This is a genomic window from Streptomyces sp. NPDC049040 (assembly GCF_043197715.1).
In the GTDB taxonomy this organism is placed as follows: domain Bacteria; phylum Actinomycetota; class Actinomycetes; order Streptomycetales; family Streptomycetaceae; genus Actinacidiphila.
Genome location: NZ_JBICTO010000035.1, coordinates 1 through 20,370, shown reverse-complemented (window position 1 = coordinate 20,370; position 20,370 = coordinate 1). Strand labels below are relative to the sequence as shown.

The 20,370-nt window shown below is 66.7% G+C and carries 18 protein-coding genes and 2 pseudogenes; 9 read left to right on the top strand and 11 right to left on the bottom strand.

Going from position 1 to position 20,370, the window contains the following annotated elements; translation table 11 throughout:
- Positions 1-4: 4 nt before the first annotated feature.
- Positions 5-1,294: a tyrosine-type recombinase/integrase gene (locus tag ACGFMP_RS36770; RefSeq protein ID WP_393678396.1), complete on the bottom strand. Its 1,290-nt coding sequence runs from the start codon at positions 1,292-1,294 to the stop codon at positions 5-7.
- 469 nt (positions 1,295-1,763) lie between these two features.
- On the opposite strand from ACGFMP_RS36770, the gene ACGFMP_RS36765 reads away from it, so the two are divergent.
- Positions 1,764-2,441, top strand: a complete 678-nt coding sequence (locus ACGFMP_RS36765) for a hypothetical protein (RefSeq protein WP_393678394.1) — start codon at positions 1,764-1,766, stop codon at positions 2,439-2,441.
- 512 nt (positions 2,442-2,953) lie between these two features.
- Here ACGFMP_RS36765 and ACGFMP_RS36760 read toward each other — a convergent pair.
- Positions 2,954-4,192 carry an IS256 family transposase gene (locus tag ACGFMP_RS36760; protein ID WP_393678392.1) on the bottom strand — a complete coding sequence of 413 codons (1,239 nt, stop codon included), beginning with the start codon at positions 4,190-4,192 and terminating at the stop codon, positions 2,954-2,956.
- A 56-nt stretch (positions 4,193-4,248) separates the two neighbouring features.
- Positions 4,249-5,280: a helix-turn-helix domain-containing protein gene (locus ACGFMP_RS36755; protein WP_393678391.1), complete on the bottom strand. Its 1,032-nt coding sequence runs from the start codon at positions 5,278-5,280 to the stop codon at positions 4,249-4,251.
- Positions 5,281-5,877: 597 nt separating this feature from the next.
- Between ACGFMP_RS36755 and ACGFMP_RS36750 the strand changes: the two genes are divergently transcribed.
- Positions 5,878-6,480 carry a hypothetical protein gene (locus ACGFMP_RS36750; RefSeq protein WP_393678390.1) on the top strand — a complete coding sequence of 201 codons (603 nt, stop codon included), beginning with the start codon at positions 5,878-5,880 and terminating at the stop codon, positions 6,478-6,480.
- Between the two features lie 372 nt (positions 6,481-6,852).
- A complete protein-coding gene (locus ACGFMP_RS36745) occupies positions 6,853-8,535 on the top strand; it encodes an FG-GAP repeat domain-containing protein (RefSeq protein ID WP_393678389.1) in 1,683 nt (560 codons plus the stop codon).
- A 154-nt stretch (positions 8,536-8,689) separates the two neighbouring features.
- On the opposite strand, the gene ACGFMP_RS36740 is transcribed toward ACGFMP_RS36745, so the two are convergent.
- From ACGFMP_RS36740 to ACGFMP_RS36730, 3 genes are all read right to left on the bottom strand, one after another.
- Positions 8,690-10,399, bottom strand: coding sequence for an FG-GAP repeat domain-containing protein (locus ACGFMP_RS36740; protein WP_393678387.1), 1,710 nt, complete (start codon positions 10,397-10,399; stop codon positions 8,690-8,692).
- A 227-nt stretch (positions 10,400-10,626) separates the two neighbouring features.
- Positions 10,627-11,148 (bottom strand): hypothetical protein, encoded by a 522-nt coding sequence (locus ACGFMP_RS36735; RefSeq protein ID WP_393678385.1) that lies wholly within the window; start codon positions 11,146-11,148, stop codon positions 10,627-10,629.
- 784 nt (positions 11,149-11,932) lie between these two features.
- Positions 11,933-12,232, bottom strand: coding sequence for a tyrosine-type recombinase/integrase (locus ACGFMP_RS36730; RefSeq protein ID WP_393678383.1), 300 nt, complete (start codon positions 12,230-12,232; stop codon positions 11,933-11,935).
- A 203-nt stretch (positions 12,233-12,435) separates the two neighbouring features.
- Here ACGFMP_RS36730 and ACGFMP_RS36725 point away from each other — a divergent pair, with 203 nt between their 5' ends.
- Positions 12,436-13,020, top strand: coding sequence for a hypothetical protein (locus ACGFMP_RS36725; RefSeq protein ID WP_393678381.1), 585 nt, complete (start codon positions 12,436-12,438; stop codon positions 13,018-13,020).
- Between the two features lie 348 nt (positions 13,021-13,368).
- Positions 13,369-13,563, top strand: coding sequence for a hypothetical protein (locus ACGFMP_RS36720; protein WP_393678380.1), 195 nt, complete (start codon positions 13,369-13,371; stop codon positions 13,561-13,563).
- A gap of 88 nt (positions 13,564-13,651) precedes the next feature.
- Here ACGFMP_RS36720 and ACGFMP_RS36715 read toward each other — a convergent pair whose 3' ends face one another.
- Complete coding sequence (locus tag ACGFMP_RS36715; protein ID WP_393678378.1) at positions 13,652-14,479, bottom strand: hypothetical protein; 828 nt, start codon at positions 14,477-14,479, stop codon at positions 13,652-13,654.
- Between the two features lie 320 nt (positions 14,480-14,799).
- Here ACGFMP_RS36715 and ACGFMP_RS36710 point away from each other — a divergent pair, with 320 nt between their 5' ends.
- Together ACGFMP_RS36710 and ACGFMP_RS36705 are read left to right on the top strand one after the other, a co-directional pair.
- Positions 14,800-15,897 carry an integrase core domain-containing protein gene (locus ACGFMP_RS36710; RefSeq protein ID WP_393678377.1) on the top strand — a complete coding sequence of 366 codons (1,098 nt, stop codon included), beginning with the start codon at positions 14,800-14,802 and terminating at the stop codon, positions 15,895-15,897.
- A gap of 16 nt (positions 15,898-15,913) precedes the next feature.
- Positions 15,914-16,588 (top strand): annotated as a pseudogene (locus ACGFMP_RS36705) (integrase core domain-containing protein); the annotation flags it as partial.
- Positions 16,589-16,759: 171 nt separating this feature from the next.
- Here the strand turns inward: ACGFMP_RS36705 and ACGFMP_RS36700 are convergent.
- The gene (locus ACGFMP_RS36700; protein WP_393678375.1) at positions 16,760-17,095 is read right to left on the bottom strand and encodes a helix-turn-helix domain-containing protein; all 336 of its coding nucleotides are present in this window, start codon (positions 17,093-17,095) and stop codon (positions 16,760-16,762) included.
- Positions 17,095-17,475 carry a type II toxin-antitoxin system RelE/ParE family toxin gene (locus ACGFMP_RS36695; RefSeq protein WP_393678373.1) on the bottom strand — a complete coding sequence of 127 codons (381 nt, stop codon included), beginning with the start codon at positions 17,473-17,475 and terminating at the stop codon, positions 17,095-17,097. The genes ACGFMP_RS36700 and ACGFMP_RS36695 overlap by 1 nt, the downstream gene beginning before the upstream one ends.
- Positions 17,476-17,870: 395 nt before the next feature.
- On the opposite strand from ACGFMP_RS36695, the gene ACGFMP_RS36690 reads away from it, so the two are divergent.
- Positions 17,871-18,104, top strand: a complete 234-nt coding sequence (locus ACGFMP_RS36690; protein ID WP_393678371.1) for a transposase — start codon at positions 17,871-17,873, stop codon at positions 18,102-18,104.
- On the opposite strand, the pseudogene ACGFMP_RS36685 reads toward ACGFMP_RS36690, so the two are convergent.
- Positions 18,092-19,178: pseudogene (locus tag ACGFMP_RS36685) on the bottom strand (integrase core domain-containing protein). The gene ACGFMP_RS36690 and the pseudogene ACGFMP_RS36685 overlap by 13 nt on opposite strands.
- Positions 19,179-19,251: 73 nt before the next feature.
- Complete coding sequence (locus ACGFMP_RS36680) at positions 19,252-19,374, bottom strand: hypothetical protein (RefSeq protein ID WP_393678369.1); 123 nt, start codon at positions 19,372-19,374, stop codon at positions 19,252-19,254.
- A gap of 23 nt (positions 19,375-19,397) precedes the next feature.
- Here ACGFMP_RS36680 and ACGFMP_RS36675 point away from each other — a divergent pair, with 23 nt between their 5' ends.
- A complete protein-coding gene (locus ACGFMP_RS36675; RefSeq protein ID WP_393678368.1) occupies positions 19,398-20,276 on the top strand; it encodes a hypothetical protein in 879 nt (292 codons plus the stop codon).
- Positions 20,277-20,370: the final 94 nt, after the last annotated feature.

Genomic DNA, 20,370 nt, shown 5'->3' with positions numbered 1-20,370 from the left:
TGGTTCAACTGGCCTTCGGCCGTGAGGTTCGTGTGGTGGCGCGCGGGTTGTGGGTGCGGATGGTGTGATCCCGCGGTGTGCGCGAGCCTCGGGCTTGGTGGGGCTGGCTGAGTGTGAGGGCGTGGTCGATGGTGTCGACGGCGTCTCGTGCGGCCTGGGTGGTGAGGTGGCCGTAGATGTTGGCGGTGGTGGACAGGGTGGAGTGCCGCAGTGTCTTGGAGACCACGGGGAGGGGGACGCCGGCGGTGATGGAGATGGTCGCTGCGAGGTGGCGCAGGTCGTGGACGGTGGTGCGGGGGACTCCGAAGTCGCGGCAGAGGTGGTGGAAGTGGTTGAGGACGTAGGCGGGGTGGAGGGGCTGTCCGTCGGGGCGGTGGAAGACGTAACCGCCGTGGTCGGTGAGGGAGCGTGAAGTGCGCTTGTCTTTGGCGCGGTGGCGTAGCGCTGTGGCGACGCGTGGGGATATTGCAACCCAGGCCTTGCTGGAGCGTGTTTTGGGTGCGGTGAGGATCAGGCGGTTGTTGTCGACGGCTGAGAGTGTGTGGCGGACGTAGAGCACTTGTTCGCGTAGGTGGACGTCGTCCCAGTGCAGGGCGAGTGCTTCGCCTTTGCGGATGCCGGTGCCGATCAGGACTTCGACGAGGTCGGCGAAGGTGGGGTCTGCTGTGTGGCAGTTGTCCAGGAATTGGATCGCGTCGTGGACGGTCCAGATCTGCCGTTCTGCGGCGGCGGGTCTCGGGATGGCCGTGGGGCGGGCGGGGTTGTGGGGGAGGCGGTGGTGGCGGACGGCGTCGCCAAGTGCGCTGGAGAGTGTGGCGAGGCAGCGGTGAACGGTGACCTTCCCTCGCCCTGCGGCGAGTTGGGTATGAGTGAAGGCGGCGATGTGAGAGTGGCTAAGGTCATCGAGCCTGACAGTGTCCAGCGCGGGGATGAGGTCGTGGGTGACGTAGTCGCGGTAGCGGACGTAGGTGGTCGGTTTGAGTGTCAGCTCAATGTCCTTGAGCCAGGTGGTGAGGTAGTCGGCGACGGTCTGGTTGGGGTCGGCGTTGAAGCCGGCGGCCTGGCTTTCACTCATCCGGCGTAGGGCGGACCGGGCGGCGTCGGCGGTGGGGTAGCCGCCGCGGCGGATGTTGTTGCGCCGGTGGTCGGGGGAGGGGAGATCGAGGGAGAACGTCCAGGTGCCGTGACCGGGGTCGGCGGCGAGTGTGGGGCAGCGGGCTCCAAGCTGCTTGCCGCTGGTGTCGCGGCAGCCGCACCTGCGGTATACATGCCCGGTCTGGGCTGTGGAGCGCATCGTGATCACTTCTCACATGGTCGTGCGTACAGCCACGACCATGCCCGGAAGGCGTCAGCAGGCGGTGAGGACCTGAGCTCACTTTGCACACACATGAGGGTCGAATGGTGACCTGACCTGCGCTGATCCCTGTCGTGGCGACAAGTGCCGCAGCCTGCACCGTATCGATCTGGCGGGCGCACTTCTTGGCGCGCCGCAGGGCCGCGGGCAATTGCGTCGGGGTTGCGCAGTCGAGGATTTGCCATCCGCGCAGATTGGTCCGTGCCTGAACATTCTGTGATGCTGACTTCACTCTGAAGGTTTTCACATGTGAGGCAGTGTGTGCCCCTGGCTGTAAAGAATCAATGAGGCGATGACTTGTATGATGAGGTTCTCTCGGCACTCGCCGGATCGGCAGATCCGCCGATCCGGTGAACGGTATGGCCGATTCCGGGTGTCTCGGCCGGCGGCGTCTGCGAGCGTAGAAGTCGTGAGCTTCTTCGACGCCTTTCCGAAGCTGCCGCCCTCGCCTGAGCCCCGGCGGGAACGCCGCCGCCCGTGGCATCAGCGCGACCACGTGCTGCCCGCGTCCGTACCCGGGGATGCGCTGGTGGTCAGGACCGAAGCGGCGGCGGTCTGGGTGGGCGCGCTGCGGGCCTACCCGAACGGCTTCGCCTTCATCTTGCGGGCGGTGCGGCGGGAGGTGCCGGGCGGCGGTGCCCGGCAGGGGCGGCCGTTCCCGGATCCATGGCCCGATCCGTTCCGGTCGGCCGACCGGAACACCGGGCTGCGGCTCGGGATTCAGTACGCTGATGGGCGGCGCGCGGCGACCGGGGAGGGGATCGGCCGGTCACTCGTGGCTCCGGCCGGCCCAGAGGACATCTGGATGCTCGAAGGCGGTGGCTCCGGAAATGAGTTGACTTGGCAGTCGGAGTTTTGGGTATCCCCGCTGCCTCCGGAGGGCCCGGTGACCCTGGTGGGCGTCTGGCCAGACGCCGGAGCGTCCGAGCAGCGGGCCGAACTTGACGGCACCGCGATCCGGGCCGCCGCTGCCCGAGCGGTCGAACTCTGGCCGCAGGACGAATACGTGGACGACCGCCCGGGCTACACTTTCGGCACGCTGGTCGTAGGGGGACCTGGCGAGGACGACGACCCGGTTGCGGAGTGACGGTGACGGTCGGCAGCGCCGGGGCGGTGGCCGGACCCATTGTGCGGTGGGGCGTGCTGTTGCACAGCCAGAGACCGGCGATCGAGACCGCGACCTGAGCGGATGAATTACCGGCACCCGCATTCCTCCGCCTGGGACAGCAGCAGAAGCAGTCGGTGGAGCCGGCTGAAGGTCAGACAGAGTACGCGTAAGTGCTATGCGGTCTGCGACATGCGTGATCACCTGGAACTGCGAAGGGCTTGGTCAGGGGCCATGCGGCAGTTTCGGGCCCCTTGTCCTTGCCGAAATCCTCGTCCGTGCAGGTCAAGCGGCATGTTGGTACTCGTGGAGGATGCCGCCAAGTCGGTCGCGTTTTCGTATGTCGAGGCGGGCGATCTGCTCTGGGTCGGTGATCGGAGCGGGTAGTGGGTGCAGTGGACGGGCGTTGGCGATGCCCTGATGCGGGCGGTGCTCGTTGGGTCACGCCCGCTGGAGTGGTGTATCGACGGCCACTCGGTGATCTTGTTCTGAGGCTATGCGGTGAGTTCGGTGGGCAGGGTTGTCTCGTCGTTTTCTGACCCGTTCGAGTGGGTTCGGGTTTTGGTGAGGAGTTCGCGGCTCATGTAGCGGCGGGCTTCGGTCCACTCGTCGTTCTGCTCGGCCAGGACGGCACCGACCAGGCGGATGACGGCGGTGCGGTCGGGGAAGATCCCGACGACGTCGGTGCGGCGGCGGATCTCCTTGTTCAGCCGCTCCTGCGGATTGTTGGACCAGATCTGCCGCCAGATCTCACGGGGGAACGCGGTGAACGCCAGCAGGTCGCCCTGGGCGGCGTCGAGATGGCCGGCGGCCTTGGGGAACTTCGCCTCCAACGCATCCAGGACGTGCCGCATCTGGGCGTGGACCGCGTCGCTGTCGGGCTGCTCGAAGACCGTCCGCAGCAGGGTCGCCACCCACGGCTGGGCCGATTTCGGAACCTGGGACAGCAAATTCCTCGCGTAATGGGTGCGGCAGCGCTGCCAGGAAGCACCCGGAAGCACCGCTCCGATGGCGGCCACCAGGCCGGTGTGGGCGTCGGACACGACGAGCTGGACACCGCCCAGTCCGCGGGCGGTCAGCGAGCGCAGGAACGCCAGCCAGCCCGCACCGTCCTCGGCGGTGGCCACGTCCAGGCCGAGGATCTCGCGGTGCCCATCCGCATTGACGCCGACCGCGATCAGCGCGTGGACGTTGACGATCCGACCCTCTTCGCGGACCTTCTGGGTCAGGGCGTCGACCCAGACGAACGCATACGGGCCGGCGTCCAGCGGCCGGTTGCGGAACGCGGCCACCTGTTCGTCCAGGTGCTTGTCCATCGCGCTGACCTGCGACGTCGACAGTTGCGTGACGCCAAGGGACTCGGCGAGTTTCTCCACCCGACGAGTGGAGACACCCAGCAGGTATGCAGTGGCGACCACCGAGATGAGGGCCTGCTCGGCCCTGCGGGGGCGTTCCAGCAGCCAGGCCGGGAAGTAGCTGCCTTGCCGCAGTTTCGGGATCGCGAGTTCGACGGTTCCGGCGCGGGTGTCCCACTCGCGCGGGCGGTAGCCGTTGCGGTGGTTGACGCGCTCGTCGCTGACCTGCCCGTACTCGGCGTTGCACATCGCGTCGGCCTCCGCCGACATCAACGCGTCGGTGAACGTCTTGACCATCGCGCGCAGCAGATCCGGACTCGCCGCGGCGAGGTTGTCTTCCGTCAGGGCGTGCAGGGGCAGACTGTCTGGTGCGGTCATCGTGCCGATCTCCTTCGAGGCTTCGACACTTCGAAGATCAGCCGGTGGCCGTCTCTCTATGCGGGCACCATCCCGGACGCCGGAGCAAACCCCCGGATCAGGTCCAACCCGCTACACCACTTCCAAGGACGCAACCGCTCGTTGTAGAAGTGCTCGAACTCGCGGAGCGCGTGGAGGAGGTGTCGGTGGTTCCAGATGAGTGTGCGGTCCAGCAGTTCTCGTCGGCAGGGGTCCACCCAGCGTTCCATGATCGCGTTCATGCGCGGTACGCGTACGCCGCTGAGGACTACCTCGATGCCTGCGTCGGCGAGGATGGTGTCGAACAGGGCAGGGAACTTGCCGTCCCTGTCCCGGATCAGGAACCGCGCTCGGCTGCACGTGTCCTCAAGGTCCATGACGAGGTTCTTCGCTGTCTGCGTTACCCAGGGCGCGGTGGGGTGCGCGGTGGCGCCCAGGATGCGGATGCGGCGGCTTGCCTGTTCGATCACCGCGAATACGTGGAGTCGGGCTCCTGACAGGGTGACGGTTTTGAAGAAGTCGCAGGCCAGGAGGGCGGTGCCCTGGGAGCGTAGGAAGTTCGCCCAGGTGCTCGACGCCCGCTCGGGGGCTGGCGGGATGCCGGCGTCCTTCAGGACTTCCCAGACCGTGGATGCGGCTACTTTCACTCCGAGTACCAGCAGTTCGCCGTGCAGGCGCCGATACCCCCATGTGGGGTTCTCGCGGGCCAGGCGCAGGACGAGGGCGCGGATGGAGCGGACGGTTCGCGGTCGGCCTCCGCGCCGGGGCCGGGATCGAGCGGCGTGCCGGTGGGCGACCAGGTCACGGTGCCAGCGCAGGATCGTGTCCGGGCGCATCAGCAGCCGCATACGTCGAAGCACGTCCTTCGGGGTGCCGTGCAGGATCGCTGCCAAGAACGCTCGATCGCTTGTTGCGAAGCGGACTCGTTGCCCGTTCAGCTGTCGCTGCAGTACCGCGATTTGATGTCGTAGGGCCAGGATCTCTGTGTCCTTGTCCCGGTCGGTCATGGGCAGCAGGCGCCGCATCGCGAAGGCGTTCGTCACGCCCAGGTAAGCGAGTTTCCACAGCACGAAGGATCATCATGCCGAGGTCATCGACACCCTGCCAAAGCCCCGGGTCGTCCTCCGTACGAGGCAGCCCGGTGATCGCGCACGTCGGCTCTGAGCAGCACGGATGAGGTAATCGGCAAGGACAACGGCGGTCCCGGTCCCGCAGCACCCATTCACGCAGCGTCGCCCCGTTGATGCCCAGGTCAGCGGCGATGCCTTGTACGTCGCCCCGAGCATGGACTCGTACAGGGCCACCGCATCGGCCCTGAACTCGTCCGAGTAGTCCTTCATCGCCATCGGCGGTGTTCTCGCTTCGTCCGGATCAAGCAGACCCAGTATCAGCGTGTCCACCACTCAGGGCGAAGGCCCCCTGTCCCCGCAATCGGTAGGACACGTCATGATGGGCACTGACGGTCCATCGTTACTGGGGGGATCATGAAGGCTGCAAGTGCGCACGCCATCAGGGCCGCGGGCTTGGCGGCAGTGCTGTTGGTGGTGGCGAGCGGGTGTGCGGGAGACACCGGCGATGGCAAGTCCGCGGGGGGAGAGCCGCCGAGGTCCACCACCGCCGCGGGCGCTGCCCCTTCCCGCGCCTCAGCGACGCCGACGCCTGCACCGGTGCCCAGTTTCGCGCCCGCGCCCGCGCCTGCGCTGACCGTGAAGCAGCTGGAAGCGCTCACCTTCCCGAAGGACGCCACTCCGGGGACGTACGACATGCCGGTAACGGCTTTGAATCCTCCCGACGCCGGAGGTACCTTGCGTCCGCCCGTCACGCCCGTAGCGTGCCAGGATGTGTTCGAGATCATCAGGGGAGAGGCTGCCACCGTCGGGGTCTCCCAGCTGATCAACTGGAAGGACGACATCTTCCCCGGGGGCACCATACTGGCGGCCTACCCGCCCGGAGGTGCCAAGAGCGTGTTCCGGGCACTTCAAGCCGATCTACCGCTGTGCCGCAGTGTCTCCGGCGTCGACCCGGGCGGTAATCGGTTCACCAACCGCATTGTCGTGGTGCCGGCCCCGGCCGTGGGCGACCAGGCGGTGCGGTTCCAGGAAGTGGCCAAGGTGACGGGCGGGCAGCTTCGTTACACCGAGCACACGGTCGTGCGGAGCGGCGAGACCATCGTCGCCTTCGTCATGGCCGACGTCGACCGGCAGACCCCTTTCCCACCGGGCCTCGTCGCCCAGCAGGTACAACGCCTGGCCACCGCCCAACACGGGTGACAGCCCGCACCGGCCCGTGACCGGCACTCCTCCACGGTCCGGGTGGGCACCTGTTGCCTGGTGCGGGCCAGAGGTGGCTGCCATCACCAACAACTCCGCGGGGTCACCAGACATCACCGTCGCATGTCACGCAGCGTCTCCCGTACCACCTGCCGGCCGTCCTCCGGGCTGTTGGCCCGTGTACGACGGCCCGGTATCCCGGCACGCTGCTCGCTCCGGGCGGGGCGATCGAGCTGCCTGGGCCTGCTCGTATCATTCGGGTTGGGTACTGCATGTTCCCGCCCGACAATCCTGGAGACTGCGCACGTGAAGCACGTTTCTTCTTCTCGCGTTGCGGCTGCGGCCGCCGTGGTTCTGGCCGCGGGTACGGCTGTGAGCGCACCGTCATCGGCTGCAGCGGACACCCCGCCCCCTGCGGCGGGCATCTCCGTCGGTGACGCCCAGATCGACCTCTACGGCGACCCGGGAAGTCTCGATCTCACCGTGGCAGAGCCGACGGCGACTGACGCATACATACGCCTGGAGTTCTCGGGCGGCGCCAATCGCCTGCGGATCACCGACGATGCGGGCACGGTCCTGCCCATCGCCATCAGCGCCGGCGAGAACCCGACCCTCACTGTCGGGACGGAGGACAGCGACCACAACGGCATCCCCGGCGCACCGCTGCCGGCAGGAACGACGCACCTGCACGTCTCAGCCCAGGCCCCGATCTCGAGCCCCATCTACGTCAGTGCAAGGGTGCTGAACGGCTCCGACGGGGCGATGATCGCGCACAGCGGACCCTACGCCGGCGGCGAGATCCTTGTCAGCGAGCCGAAAGTAGCGACGACCTGGTTTACTCCGGACGGGGATCCTATGCCGACGGCATGGCCTCCTGCGATCGCGACGGGGAACACTCGGGCGGTGACGGTCATGGTGGCGACACAGGATGGCTTGTCGGTAGCGGGCGGAACAGCGACCCGCCTGACGCTCCACGCCGGCACGGTCGCCGCCGCCGGCTACACCGTGGAGGAACTGGCGAGCGGCCTCCACATCGGGTACTCACCCAACGCGACCTCCTACGCCTCCACGCCCTGGACCTTGAACCCCGATGGGTCCTTGAGTGTGCAGGTCCCTCTCAGGCACTGGATAAGGAACGGCACGAGCACGGAGTTCTTCCAGGTCACAGCGGACTGGGGCCTGCCCGCGGGCCGCCTGCCGATCCACTTCCAGACCATCGGTGGTGACGGAAGGCCCTACGCGGAGTCCACGACAGCGGTGGACCTGACGGCTGACTCGATCCCCGCCGGCCAGCGCGCCACCCTCTACGGCCGTGACAGTACGGGCGCCCTGTGGCAGCACCAGGCCACCCCGATCGCCTCCCGGCCGGGCACCTTCGCTCCGCGGACCCGCGTCGGCGGCGGCTGGGGTGTCTACAACACCATCACCGCTCTCGGCCCGCTCAAGGCCAACGGTACGGGCGACCTCGTCGCCCGGGACAGCGCTGGCGTGCTCTGGTACTACCGCGGAACCGGCAACAGCAAGGCCCCCTTCGCCACCCGCACCCGCATCGGTGGCGGCTGGAACATCTACGACCAGATCGTCGGCGCCGGGGACGTCACCGGTGACGGCCACCCCGACCTGGTCGCTCGCGACAGCGCTGGCGTGCTGTGGCTCTACCGCGGCACCGGCCACCCTGCCGCCCCACTGGCCAACCGCATCCGAATCTGCGGCGGCTGGCAGGGCTACAACCAGCTGATCGCCGCCGGAGACATCACCGGCGACGGCCACCCCGACCTGCTCGCCCGCGACACCGCAGGCGTCCTGTGGTACTACCCCGGCACCGGCAACGCCGCCGCCCCCTACGCCAACCGCGTCCGCATCGGCGGCGGCTGGCAGGGCTACACCAGCATCGTCGGCATCGGTGACATGACCGGCAAAGGCCACCAGGACCTCGTCGCCCGCGACACCGCAGGCAAGTTCTGGTATTACCGCGGCACTCGCAACCCCGCCGCCCCCTACGCCACCCGCACCCTCGTCGGTGGCGGCATGAACATCTACAACACACTCCTGTGACCAATCCGGCACCGCTGTAACGAACGCGCTGAGCATGCCGAACGGTCTCAACGCCCTCGTTCGCTCAGGCCGCTGGCGATGTGCACAGCGACGATGACAGCGGCCGACTGCACCCCGTCGCACGCTGGTTCGGGCGCCGGGTCCGCGCCGCCTTTCAGAGGATCAGGTTGTATGCCTGCCATCCGCCGCCGATCCGGGTGCGGTTCGCGAGGGGCGCCTTGGGATTGCCGGTTCCTGCGTAGAGCCACAGGACGCCGGCCTTGTCGCGGGCTACGAGGTCTGCTCGGCCGTCGCGGGTGACGTCGCCGGCGACGGAGAGCTGGTTGTAGCCGGACCAGCCCGCGCAGATCCGGGTCCTTGCCTTGAGCGGGGCCTTGGCGCTGCCGGTTCCTGCGTAGAGCCAGAGCACTCCAGCGCTGTCGCGTGCGAGCAGGTCGGCGATGCCGTCGCCGTTGAGGTCGTCGGATCCGGCGAGAGTGTTGTATGCCTGCCATCCGCCGCCGATCCGGGTGCGGTTGGCAAGAGGCGCCGTCGGGTTGCCGGTGCCCGTGTAGAGCCACAGGACGCCGGAGGTGTCGCGGGCGAGGAGATCGGCGTTGCCGTCGCGGGTGAGGTCTCCGCCGCCGGTGAGGGTGGGGTAGATGTTCCACCCGCTGCCGACCCGGGTGCGGTTGGCCAGCGGAGGAAGAGGGGTGAACTGGCGGTGGTAGTACCACAGCACCCCGGCGCTGTCGCGGCCGACGAGGTCGCCTCGTCCCTTCAACTGTGCGGCCGGCGGTGCGGTGTCCTGGTAGATCAGGTCTTCGCTTTCCGGGGAGAGCTTGGTCAGCGCGTTGTAGATCTGCCAGCCGCCACCGACGGTGTGCGGCGGGGCGTAGTAGGGCGCTGCCGCGTTGCCCGTGCCGTAGTACATCGACATCTTGCCCGCGCTGTCACGCACCGGGAGGTAGTGGTCGAGCCGGGTCGGGCCGCCCTTGAGGTCGAATGCGTAGCGCGAGTCGACGTCGTGGAAGCCGAAAGTGTAGATGTTGTACGAGGTGATCGCCTGGACGTGCCAGGTGGTGAGCCCGGCGGGCGCTGCCAGCGTGTAGGAGATCGTCTGATCACCCGGCGTGAGCTCGCACCTGAGGTTGGCCTCGCCGCTGAGGGCCGTCTTCCCGAGGGGAACGCACATCGTCCCGTCGCTGAGCGCCACGTCCTTGAACGAGATGGTGTTCCGGTAGCGCCACAACGGCTGGCCATCGGCTGGCCAGAATTGCAGATGCAGCTCGCCGGGGTCGACGGTGTGCAGGTGCAGTGTGTGGCGTACCGAGCCGCCCGAGGTCAGGTCGGGGGTGTCGAAGGCGACGGTGTTGCGAGCGGCGTGCTCGACGGAGTACACCGTCGCCTTGCCCATCCCGTACGTGTCGCCCGCAGGGCCGCTACCGGCCGACAGGGCGGTCTGCACCCCGGCTTCCAGGTCACCGCCGGTGGGGACGTAGGAATACCCGAAGTAGGCCGTGGTCATGTCCGCTGTGTCCGTTGCGACGTCGAAGACAGGGTTGGTGCGAAACCCCCCGCTCTCGATGGGGCAGCTGAAGACCGCCGGGTAGCCGGCGACCGGCGTGCAGTTGTTCAGGGTCTCCACGGTGATGCCCTTGGGCAGTCCCACGGTGCCGGCCTCGGTGCCCGTCAGCGGCACGGAGGAGAAGGCGTAGACGACGTGCCCCTCGGCCCAGTGCGAGTTGTCCCACGCGTAGGCGAACCACTGAGCCCCCGGTGGCAGGATCTCGTCGGCTGTCTCGAAACTCGGCAGGGGATGCGCCTCCGCAGACGAGGCCCCCGCGACAAGACCAGCAGCCAGGACAGCCGTAGCGACAGGCACGCCGGCAACGCGGCGAAGACGGTTCCGCAAGATTCCCCCCAAGGCGGCAGCCAACGGCACCAATCCGCCATGCGGACCGCAACCGTTGCCCACTGTGCGTCAGTCACATGTTCGACAAGGGAACAGCATAGGGCGCACCACCCCGAGGAGTCGCCCGTCTGGTCGCCTGACCGGTCGGTCCCCGGTGGGGTTCGTCCAGTTGCCACTGGCGTCGCTGCTCGCCGCAATCACCCGCCCCCGAAGCCATCGTCTGGGCCGTCGGCTGCCGGGCGCGTGCACTCGTGGGTGGTGATCCAGTGGCCAGCGTGGTCCAGGAGGGGTTCGGAGCCGGTCTCGGTCCGGAAGGTGAAGGTGGTCCCCGTCGACTCCACCTGTAGGGCGAGCTGTCGGGGAGGCTGATGGAGTGCCACTGGAGTGAAGCGGCAGCCGATCGCGTTGAGTTCTGCTGTGACCTGTGCGTGGGTGAGGGGTCCTGCGGACGTGGCCAGTGACGTCGTGCCTGCGACGGGAAGCTCGATGGTGTCTCGCCAGGTCTGCACGCTGATCATCGTGACGCGGCGGCAGCAGCACACGCACAGTTCGACGTGTCCATAGGAGAACAGGTGGGGCCAGCGCCGCTTCTTGCTCACCCGACCCATGTCCCACGGCCGCCCCAGCATCGCGGCGATGTCGTTGAGGCTCGCGCCGCAGCGCAGGGGGCCGATGGCCGCGGTGGAGCCGAACTCGGCCAGGGTTCGAAGCACCATCATGCAGCGGAGCGTGCCACCCGCCCTGCTGCGACGTCCACCGGGGCTGATGCCGAGCGCACAGGAGGGCTCTGACCGCAGTCAGTCGCCGACGAACCACAGATACAGGTGCTGCCCGCGCTCGATGATCTGGCACAGCTCGCGGGCCTTGCGGGTGCCGAAAACCTCATCCGGGCAGGTCACGTGGCATGTTGGCGCTCGTAGGTGCCGTCGTCTTGGTCGCGAATCTGTACCGTGAGGCGGGCGACTTCGCTGGGGCGATTGGCGGCGGCAACCGGTGCAGTGGCCTCACGTCGGTGATGCTCGGGGTCGGGAGGTGCCCGTCGTAGAACTGTTCCGACTCGCGCGGGACATTGAGCGGGGTGGCGCTGATCCCAGATATGGCTCCGGTCTGGTTGCGGGTGGGTCCCCGTGCGTACTCGATGCAGTCGAACGAATGTCGGGGTTGTGTATTCCTGCCAACAGCGCAACGCTGGAATAGCAGTGCTGAAGGAGGAGGATCCCGTGACCTGTCGGGGACCATCTGGGGACCACGCGGGGTGCGCGTTTGCAAGCGTTATTCGCGTAAGCGGTGATAATACCCGGAGAGTTAGTCCCGTTTGACGGGGAAATCCCCTTGATCTTCGCGACTGGGGGTCAAGGGGTCGCAGGTTCAAATCCTGTCGTCCCGACGGTGCAACGGGTTAAACGCCCAGGTCAGGGCCTTGTCTTACTTCGGTGAGACGGGGCCCTGAAGTGTTTTCGGGGCCGAGCTCTCACAAGCTCTCACATTCGTTTTGGATCTTGGTCAGCCGAGGAGCTTCTTGAGCTTCTTCGATCCGGTGCGGAGGCTGTCGGGGTCGGGGTGGACGTAGACGCGTTTGGTGAAGCTCAGATCGGAGTGGCCGGCCCACGCGGAGACCACGGTGTCGGGGACTCCGTTGTTGGCCATCCAGGACAGGCAGGCGTGGCGGGCGTCGTAGAGACGGACCTTGCGGACGCCGGCGGCGTGCATGAGCTTGTAGGCCTCGCGGCGTAGCTTGTCGGTTTTCCAGGGGTGGCCGAGGTCGTCCACGAGGACGTTGTCCCTGCCGAAAACCTCATCCATGCAGCTCATCGCCACTTTCAGCCTGCCCCGGGCGAGCGCCGAATGCGATTCACCTGAACACGTTCACCGGAAGGTCCGCCCCAGCATGAACAAGTTCAAAAACAGGGCCGTCGTCCGCCAGGGCCGCAGACCGCCGAAATGCCCGCTGAACAGTGTGGATGGCATTTTCGGCACCCACCACCGCACACCACCCTGGGGGAGCAATGTCCAACCACCAGCCCAACCCGAAGACCCCAAGCTGGGGCCAGCAGCCGTCACAGCCCACCGGTTGGACCACCCCGCCGCTCGCCCCCCGTCCGCCGAAGAGCCACAAGGGCTTGAAGATCGCAGGCGGCATCGTCGGCGGCCTCTTCCTGATCGGCATCATCGTGAACGCGGCCGGCGGCGGGAAGAAGGACGACGACAAGACCACCGCCCACGCGGCCCCCGTCGTCACGACCGCCACACAGGAGCCGGCCGCCGCACCCGCCACGAATGCCGCTGCGGCACCGAAGGCCAAGCCCAAGCCGAAGCCCGCCGCGAAGACCGTCCTCACCGAGTCCGGCCACGGCATCAAGTCCACCAAGACGTTCACCGTCGACGGCGACTGGGACCTGAGCTACACCTACAATTGCGCCTCGTTCGGCACGCAGGGGAACTTCATCGTCTCCGACGGCGGCCTGGGCATCTACGTCAATGAACTCGGCAAGAAGGGCTCCGACACCACACACCTCCACGACGGCGACAAGATGCACCTGGAGATCAACTCCGAGTGCAGGTGGAGCATCAAGGTCATCGACATACCGTGATCGCGCCCCGCCCCGGCCCCGCGGAAGGGGAACCGTGAAGAAGTTCGCACTCAACTGGGCCGGCCGCGCGTTCGCGCTCGTCGCCGCAGGCTGCATCGCTGGCATCTTCGTGAACCACCCATCCAGGTCAGAGCGTGTCGGCAGTGGTGTCCTCGCCCTCATCGCCGGGGCGGCAGCCTGGCGTTGCTGGAACCTCGCCAGCGGCCACACGAAACCGCGGCCACCCCGCACGCCCACATCCGACCGGCGCCCTTGGGAACACTGACCGGACACGCCACCGCCCCACCGCCTGTTCACTCGGCAGCGGGGCGGTCGTGGCAGCATGGCCGTCACACCATTGGGGGGATCATGAAGAGACTTGCGTTCATCCTGGTCGGCCTGCTGGCCTTCCTGGCTGCGTTCATCACCGCCACCTGGGCCGCGAAGGGCTACTGGGTCGGGTGGCTGTTCGCCGCAGCGTTCGCTTACGGCATGTACCGGGCCTTCCGTAAAGCCGTGCACATCACGACTGCCACCGCCGAGCGCCGCGCCTTGAGGCGCTGACCAACCCGACCCCGCCCCGCACCTTCACGGTGACGGGGCGGTGGCGTGTCCGGGGTCTACGGCGCCCAGAGATGGGTACACACCCGGGCTACACCTCAGGCTCAGCCGGCGCCGGCGCCGGCGGTCGCACCGCAGCAGACTTCCTCCGGCGGCGCCCACCCGGCGCCAGCGCCGGGGCAGGCTCCTGACCATTCACGCGGGCACTAGCAGCAAGCACCTGGCGGATGATCTCCCGCCGCATCTCCACATCAGCACCCTCCGGCGGCCTCTCCGACAGCCGCTCAGCCGTCAGATAGAAGCTGGTGAGCACGGGTTGGTCGAAGTACCGGTTCAACTGGGCGAGCGTCTGACCGTACATGGCGATATACGTGCGGTTGATGAACCCCGACAAGGCAGCCCCCACGGCGGCAATGGCACCAAGGAAGATCCGCGCCTCGGATGAAGGCACCCACAGGCCGGCGCCGAAGCATGCCACCAGAACGACCAAGCCCATGGTCATGGCGCGCTGCGAGGAGCGGAAGGACCGGTCGGCCTGATCGGTGGCAATGCGGTGGTACTCGTCGATCTGCTGCTGATTCAAGTCCAGCAGGGTGGCCAGGGCGGTGACCTCCCTCAGCTTCTTGATCTGCTCCTCGTTGACCTTCCGCTGCTGCTCGGCCTCGGCTAGGACTGCTTTCCGCTCGGCTTCCTCCCGCCGTATCTGTGTGAGCATGTTCCACGCAAACGACAAGGCGGCAACCACGAGGGACGCCCCGATGATCCACCACATGTAACCGGGCATGTGGAAGGAAGAGTGAGAACTTGCTGGAGTGGCTTGCCGCTTGTCGAGCTTGCCCGCCTCATCCTTGCCGATGGACACCCACTTCTCGACCGCTGCCGTCAGCGCTGTGACTGCCGCCGCGGAAGCTGCAAGCATGGCTAAGGCAATGACCTCGTGAGGCCCCCTCCGCATCGCCAATTTCTCACCCCCACGTCTTCCTGTAGTGCTGGCGTGAGGGGCCAGCGTGGCAGCAGGAACCGCGCAGCCACACGGGAGTGACGGAATCGTGACTCCCCGTTCAGGTGAGACCGCGGTCATCCAGGAGCAGGCCTCCACTTCGTGGGTGCCGCGCTGTCCCTGCCGATAACCTCATCCATCCTGGTTAGGGCCGGTCTCGTGGACTCCGCGCTGTCGCGTCCCAGAGCTGGCCTGGCGCTCTGGCGGGGATGACGGTCGCCTCGGCATGATGATCACTCGTGCTACTGAAACTCGCCTACCTGGGCATGTCGAATATGTTCGCGGCCTTGCGCCTGCTGCCGATGAACGAGCGGGACAAGGACGCGGAGATCCTGGCCCTTCGCCATCAGATCACCGTGCTGGAGCGGCAACTGAACGGGCAGAGAATCGGCTTCACAGCGGGCGATCGGGCGTTCCTGGCAGCTCTGCTGCACCGGCTCCCTAAGGACGCGTTGCGGCGTATACGGTTGCTGGTTCGGCCGGATACGGTCCTGCGCTGGCATCGGGACCTGGTCGCCCGCCGGCACGCCGCCCGGTCCCGACCCCACCGCGGAGGCCGCCCCCGCACCGTCCGATCCATCCGAGCCCTCGTACTACGCCTCGCCCGAGAGAACCCCACCTGGGGATACCGGCGCGTGCACGGGGAGCTGCTGGTCCTCGGAGTGAAAGTGGCTGCCTCTACCGTCTGGGAGATCCTGAAGGAAGCCGGCATCCAGCCCGCTCCTGCGCGGGCCTCCACTACGTGGGCAGACTTCCTGCACTCCCAGGCCGACGCCCTCCTGGCCTGCGACTTCCTTGAAACCGTCACCCTGTCCGGGGCACGGCTGTACATCTTCGCGGTGATCGAGCACGCCAGCCGCCGCATCCGGGTCCTGGGCGCGACCGCGCACCCCACCGCAGCGTGGATGACACAGCTGGCGAAGAACCTCGCCATGGACCTCGAAGACACCGGCTGCCGCGCACGGTTCCTCATCAGGGACCGCGACGGGAAGTTCCCCGCGCTCTTCGACGCCATCCTCGCCGACGCCGGGATCAAGGTGGTGCTCAGCGGCGTACGCATACCGCGAATGAACGCGATCATGGAGCGGTGGGTATACACCTGCCGACGTGAACTCCTGGACCGCACCCTGATCTGGAACCACGGGCACCTTCTCCACGCATTACGCGAGTTCGAGGAGTTCTACAACGAGCACCGTCCACACCAGGGCATCACCAACGCCCGACCACTGCACCCATTGCCCCCGCCGATCACCGATCCAGGCCAGACCGCCCACCTCGACATACGAAGACGCGACCGGCTCGGCGGCATTCTCCGCGAGTACCAACATGCCGCCTGACCTGCACGGACGAGGTTATCGGCAAGGACACGGCTCGACGACGGTCTGGGAGATCCTGACGGCGGCCGGCATCGATTTGACCCCCGGACGCGGCGGGCCGACGTGGCGTGAGTTCCTGACCGCGCAGGCCGAAGGCATCGTCGCCTGCGACTTCCTACACATCGACCTGGTCGACCTGCGCCGGGTGTACGCGCTGGTGTTCCTCGAGCACGGGACACGCAGGCTGCACATCGCCGGCGTAACGGCCCACCCCACGGGGGTGTGGACGACACAGCAGGCGAGAATTCCTGCCGTGGAATTGGGTGTGCGGGCCGAGTCGCTGCGTTTCCTGCTCCGCGACCGGGACGCGAAATACACCAAGTCCTTTGACGCGGTCTTCGCAGCCGACAGTATCGAGGTCATGCAGACCGCGCCTCGGGCTCCCCGGATGAACGCGCGCTGTGAACGGGTCATCGGCACTCTGCGCCGCGAGGCCCTCGACGACCTGCTGATATGGAACGAGGCCCACGACCGGCAAGTCCTCGATACCTACGCCCGGTACTACAACGGTCATCGCCCACACCAGGCCAGGGGCCAGCTCCCTCCGCTCGCCCGAGAACACACAGCGCCCATGACCGCTCCAACCGCTCACCGGCTCCTACGCACCCGAGTGCTCGGCGGCGTGATCAACAAGTACAGATACGCGGCCTGACCAGCAGCGACGAGTTTCCGAACGGCACAGGGTAGGAACAAGGGCGTGCCATGACTCGAATCCTTACACGATATTGAGTCTCCACTGAACCCGGGGCGGTTCATAGGGAGCTGATGACAGCACCCGCATGGCCCCTGATCAGCGCGGAGGCAGATTCTGGCACCTACAAGGTCAGGCGGCGTCGTGAGCGGTGAGGGAGAGTTGTACGTCCTCTGCTTCGATGGCGATGTTCAGCGAGGCGTCCAGGCCTTTGGCCAGTTTCGCGAGCAACGGCAGCGTGGGGATGGTGTCGGACCCTTCGATCCGGGAGATCTTCGCCTGGGTCAGTCCGGAGCGCGTGGCAAGCTCTGTCTGCGACAGGCCTAGTTCGATGCGACGGTCGTAGACAGCCTTGGCCAGTGCCATGGACAGACGGTGCTCCTGGCGTTCTTGCTCGATCCCGGGTGACTCGTGGTAGCCCTCGAGTTGCTTGCGCTCGCGGGCCAGCTTCCAATGGCTGTGATCCATCACCGGCCTCCTTCCTCTTCCTCGTCGCGGGTGAACTCGCTGTGCGCACGGTCGTGCTCCGCCTGGCAGCTCTTCTTCGCCAGAACGGCCCGGTTGATCTGTGCCTCCTCGTGCGAGCGGGTCTTGCGAAATACCGTCAGCAGCACGATCCGGCGATCTTCCGTGATCCAGTACGTGACCCGTGTCTGTACCCCGTCCAGCGTCGGGCGCAGCTCACTCACCCCGTCCTGCAACGGCCGGGAGTAGGGCATCGGGGTTCGCGGTCCCAGCTCGGCCAGCACCCCCGCATATTCCTCCACCTTGCGGTAGAGCCTGCCGGGTAGGAGTTCGAGCCATGATCGGACCTCCGGCTCGATCTCAATGGGGTACAGGTCGGCCATAAGCCCCACTGTATATGTCGTAGACGACATAAGCAAGAAGTGAGTCCGCGTTCCTCGCAGACGTCACCCCAGCGCTCCGCGCCGGAAGACCCCGTCGAGATGGGGGCGTCGACACCACCTCGGCCGAGTTCCCCGCATGCCGCCTGCTGCCCGGCCGTGCCGCACTGGGGGTCAAGGGGTCGCAGGTTCAAATCCTGTCGTCCCGACTAGCGTTTTCGCAGGTCGGAGGCCGTTTCCGCAGAAATGCGGGGGCGGCCTTTTTGCGTCTCTTGGTCCTTGTGAGTGCATGGTGAGTGCGGGAGTGCTCCTGGGCCGCTGGCGTGGCTGAAGTTCCCCCTGTGGCTTGGACAGTCTGATACTGGGACGGATGGTCTCGGAGGAAGCAGTCACAGGTAGTGAGCGAGAAGAGCAATTCGAGTAAGCGGTACACGGCCGAGTTCAAGCGGGACGCGGTCGCCTTGGCGTTGTCTTCGCACAAGACGGTCACCGAGGTGGCCCGGGACCTGGGTGTGAGCCCGGAAGGGCTGCGCGGGTGGGTGAAGCAGGCGAAGATCGATCGCGGTGAGGGGCCGGTCGGCGCTTTGACCTGTGGGGCTCGGAAAGTCGTCGCTGCAGGTCAGGCTGTGTAGCGGTATTCGTTGATGGCGCCGGCGAGGATGCGCGTGCGGAGGAGTCGGCTTCCTTCGAGGTCGTGCACGGTGGCGGGCTGTTGGTCGGTAGCGGGTGGTAGTTGGCTGCGGGCTCGGTGGGGGCGGTGCTCGTTGTAGTGGCGCTCGTAGGTGGCCAGGATTTGTCGGGCGTGGGCTTCGTTCAGGATGAGGACGTGATCGAGTACCTCGCGCCGGATGGTGCCGATCACTCGTTCGCAGTGGGCGTTCATCCGAGGTGCCTGCGGTGCGCTCTTGAGGATCCCCATCTCTTCGGCCTCGAAGACGGCGTCGAAGGACTGCCCGTATTTGCCGTCGCGGTCGCGGAGGAGGATGCGTAGGGGCTCCGTTCGCGTGCCGAGGTCAGCGGTGAGGTTTCGTGCCTGTTGTACCGCCCACTCGCGTGTGGGATTGGTGGTGACGCCGGTGATGTGGAGGCGCCGGGTGCCGTGTTCGAGGAACGCCAGTGCCGTACAGCCTGCGGCCGAGGGCGGTGTCGAGGTGGAAGAAGTCGGCGGCGATGATGCCCTGGGCCTGGTTGGTGAGGAACTCCTTCCAGGATGGGCCGGTGCGTCGCGGTGCCGGGTCGATGCCCGCCGCGTGCAGGATCTCCCAGACCGTCGACGAGGCGATCGGATGGCCGAGGCGGGCCAGCTCGCCCTGGATCCGCCTGTGGCCCCACTGTGCGTTCTCGCGGGCGAGTTGCAGGACGAGCTTCTTGAGCGCTGCCTTGGTCGGTGGCCGGCCTGTGCGGGTGCGCTGGGCGCTGTAGTCCCATTTCGCCGCAACGAACCTGCGATGCCAGGCCAGGAGCGTGCCGGGCGTGACCGGGAAGATCTCGGGCCAGCGGTAGCGGGGTATCAGGCTGGAGAGCGTGGCCAGCCAGAACCGGTCAGCGGGCTCGTAGCGGACCGGGCTGGCGATCTGACGGCGTAGTACCGCGTTCTCATGCCGGAGGACAAGCAGCTCCGCGTCCTTGGCGGTGTCTCGGCGCAGCAGCACCCCAGGGACGGACAACAGCTTGCGAGTTGCCTTGTACAGCAGTGAGACGATCACGCGGACATGGTCCCAGCCCAGGCCACTCCAGAGCTGCCACCTGCAGCGATGACTTTACGAGCCCCACAGGCACCTACCGCGAGGACTGCTCGGGGTACGTGTCCATGGCCTGGCACCTGAGCTCCAGCCTGACCACGAGCACGCTGCCCTCCGTCGCGTCGCAGATCAGCTTCAGCCAGCTGCAGGGCGGCGACATCTTGGACTACCGAGCACACCTTCTTGTTCAACAAGTGGACCGACAAGGCCAGCGGCGCTTTCACCTACTACGCCGAATCCAACCCCAGCGACCCTACCCACGGCCCCACCGCGTCCAACATCAACAACTCCTCCATGGAGGGCTGGCCGAGCAGCTACTACAACGCCTACCGCTACGACCACATCGTCAAGGACACCGCGGCGGGTGTGGGGGTCTGGAATCCGTCGGATCACTACTTCCACCTGCGTAATGCGCTCAGTGCGGGTCCGAATGACAAGGATTTCGTGTTCGGTTCGACCGGTATGACGCCTGTTGCGGGTGACTGGGACGGTGTGGGTACGGATGGTGTCGGGATGTACGACTCGGCGAACCACACGTTCTACCTGCGCAACAGCCCCAACGCCGGGGGGAACGACTACACGATCTCGTTCGGTAGTGCCGGGGACATCCCGGTGGTGGGGGACTGGGACGGCAACGGGACGGACACCATCGGTGTGTGGCGTCCGTCGAACCACACGTTCTACCTGCGCAATTCCAACAGTGCGGGCGCAGCGGACAAGACATTCGTATACGGCGATACCGGTATGCAGCCGATCGCGGGTGACTGGGACGGTGTGGGGTCCGACGGTGTCGGGATGTACGACGACAGCACCCACACCGTCTACCTGCGCAACACGCTGAGCGCGGGGGGCAACGACTACACCATCAGCTACGGCACGACCGGTGACATAGCCGTGGCCGGTGACTTCAACGCCGACGGCAAGGACACCGTCTCCGTCTGGAACCCGTCCACCCACTACTTCGACATCAACAACTCCAACACCAACAACGACCCGTCCGCCACCTTCGTCTACGGCGCCACCGGCATGATCCCCGTCGCAGGCGACTGGGACGGAATCTGAGAAGCTGTTGCGCTATCGGGTGTGGTGAGCGTGGGTTCGAGTGTGGTTTCTCGGTCGGGTGATCTCCGGTCGGGGTGCGCATGGAGACAGGGCC

Excerpts from the sequence above, each read along its gene's own strand:
- ACGFMP_RS36770 (WP_393678396.1), bottom strand. The coding sequence starts at position 1,294 with ATGCGCTCCACAGCCCAGACCGGGCATGTATACCGCAGGTGCGGCTGC.
- ACGFMP_RS36720 (WP_393678380.1), top strand. The coding sequence starts at position 13,369 with ATGAAGAGACTTGCGTTCATCCTGGTCGGCCTGCTGGCCTTCCTGGCT.
- ACGFMP_RS36680 (WP_393678369.1), bottom strand. The coding sequence starts at position 19,374 with ATGTCGCCGCCCTGCAGCTGGCTGAAGCTGATCTGCGACGCGACGGAG.
- ACGFMP_RS36760 (WP_393678392.1), bottom strand. The coding sequence starts at position 4,192 with ATGACCGCACCAGACAGTCTGCCCCTGCACGCCCTGACGGAAGACAAC.
- ACGFMP_RS36725 (WP_393678381.1), top strand. The coding sequence starts at position 12,436 with ATGTCCAACCACCAGCCCAACCCGAAGACCCCAAGCTGGGGCCAGCAG.
- ACGFMP_RS36730 (WP_393678383.1), bottom strand. The coding sequence starts at position 12,232 with ATGGATGAGGTTTTCGGCAGGGACAACGTCCTCGTGGACGACCTCGGC.
- ACGFMP_RS36735 (WP_393678385.1), bottom strand. The coding sequence starts at position 11,148 with ATGATGGTGCTTCGAACCCTGGCCGAGTTCGGCTCCACCGCGGCCATC.
- ACGFMP_RS36715 (WP_393678378.1), bottom strand. The coding sequence starts at position 14,479 with ATGCTTGCAGCTTCCGCGGCGGCAGTCACAGCGCTGACGGCAGCGGTC.
- ACGFMP_RS36695 (WP_393678373.1), bottom strand. The coding sequence starts at position 17,475 with ATGGCCGACCTGTACCCCATTGAGATCGAGCCGGAGGTCCGATCATGG.
- ACGFMP_RS36700 (WP_393678375.1), bottom strand. The coding sequence starts at position 17,095 with ATGGATCACAGCCATTGGAAGCTGGCCCGCGAGCGCAAGCAACTCGAG.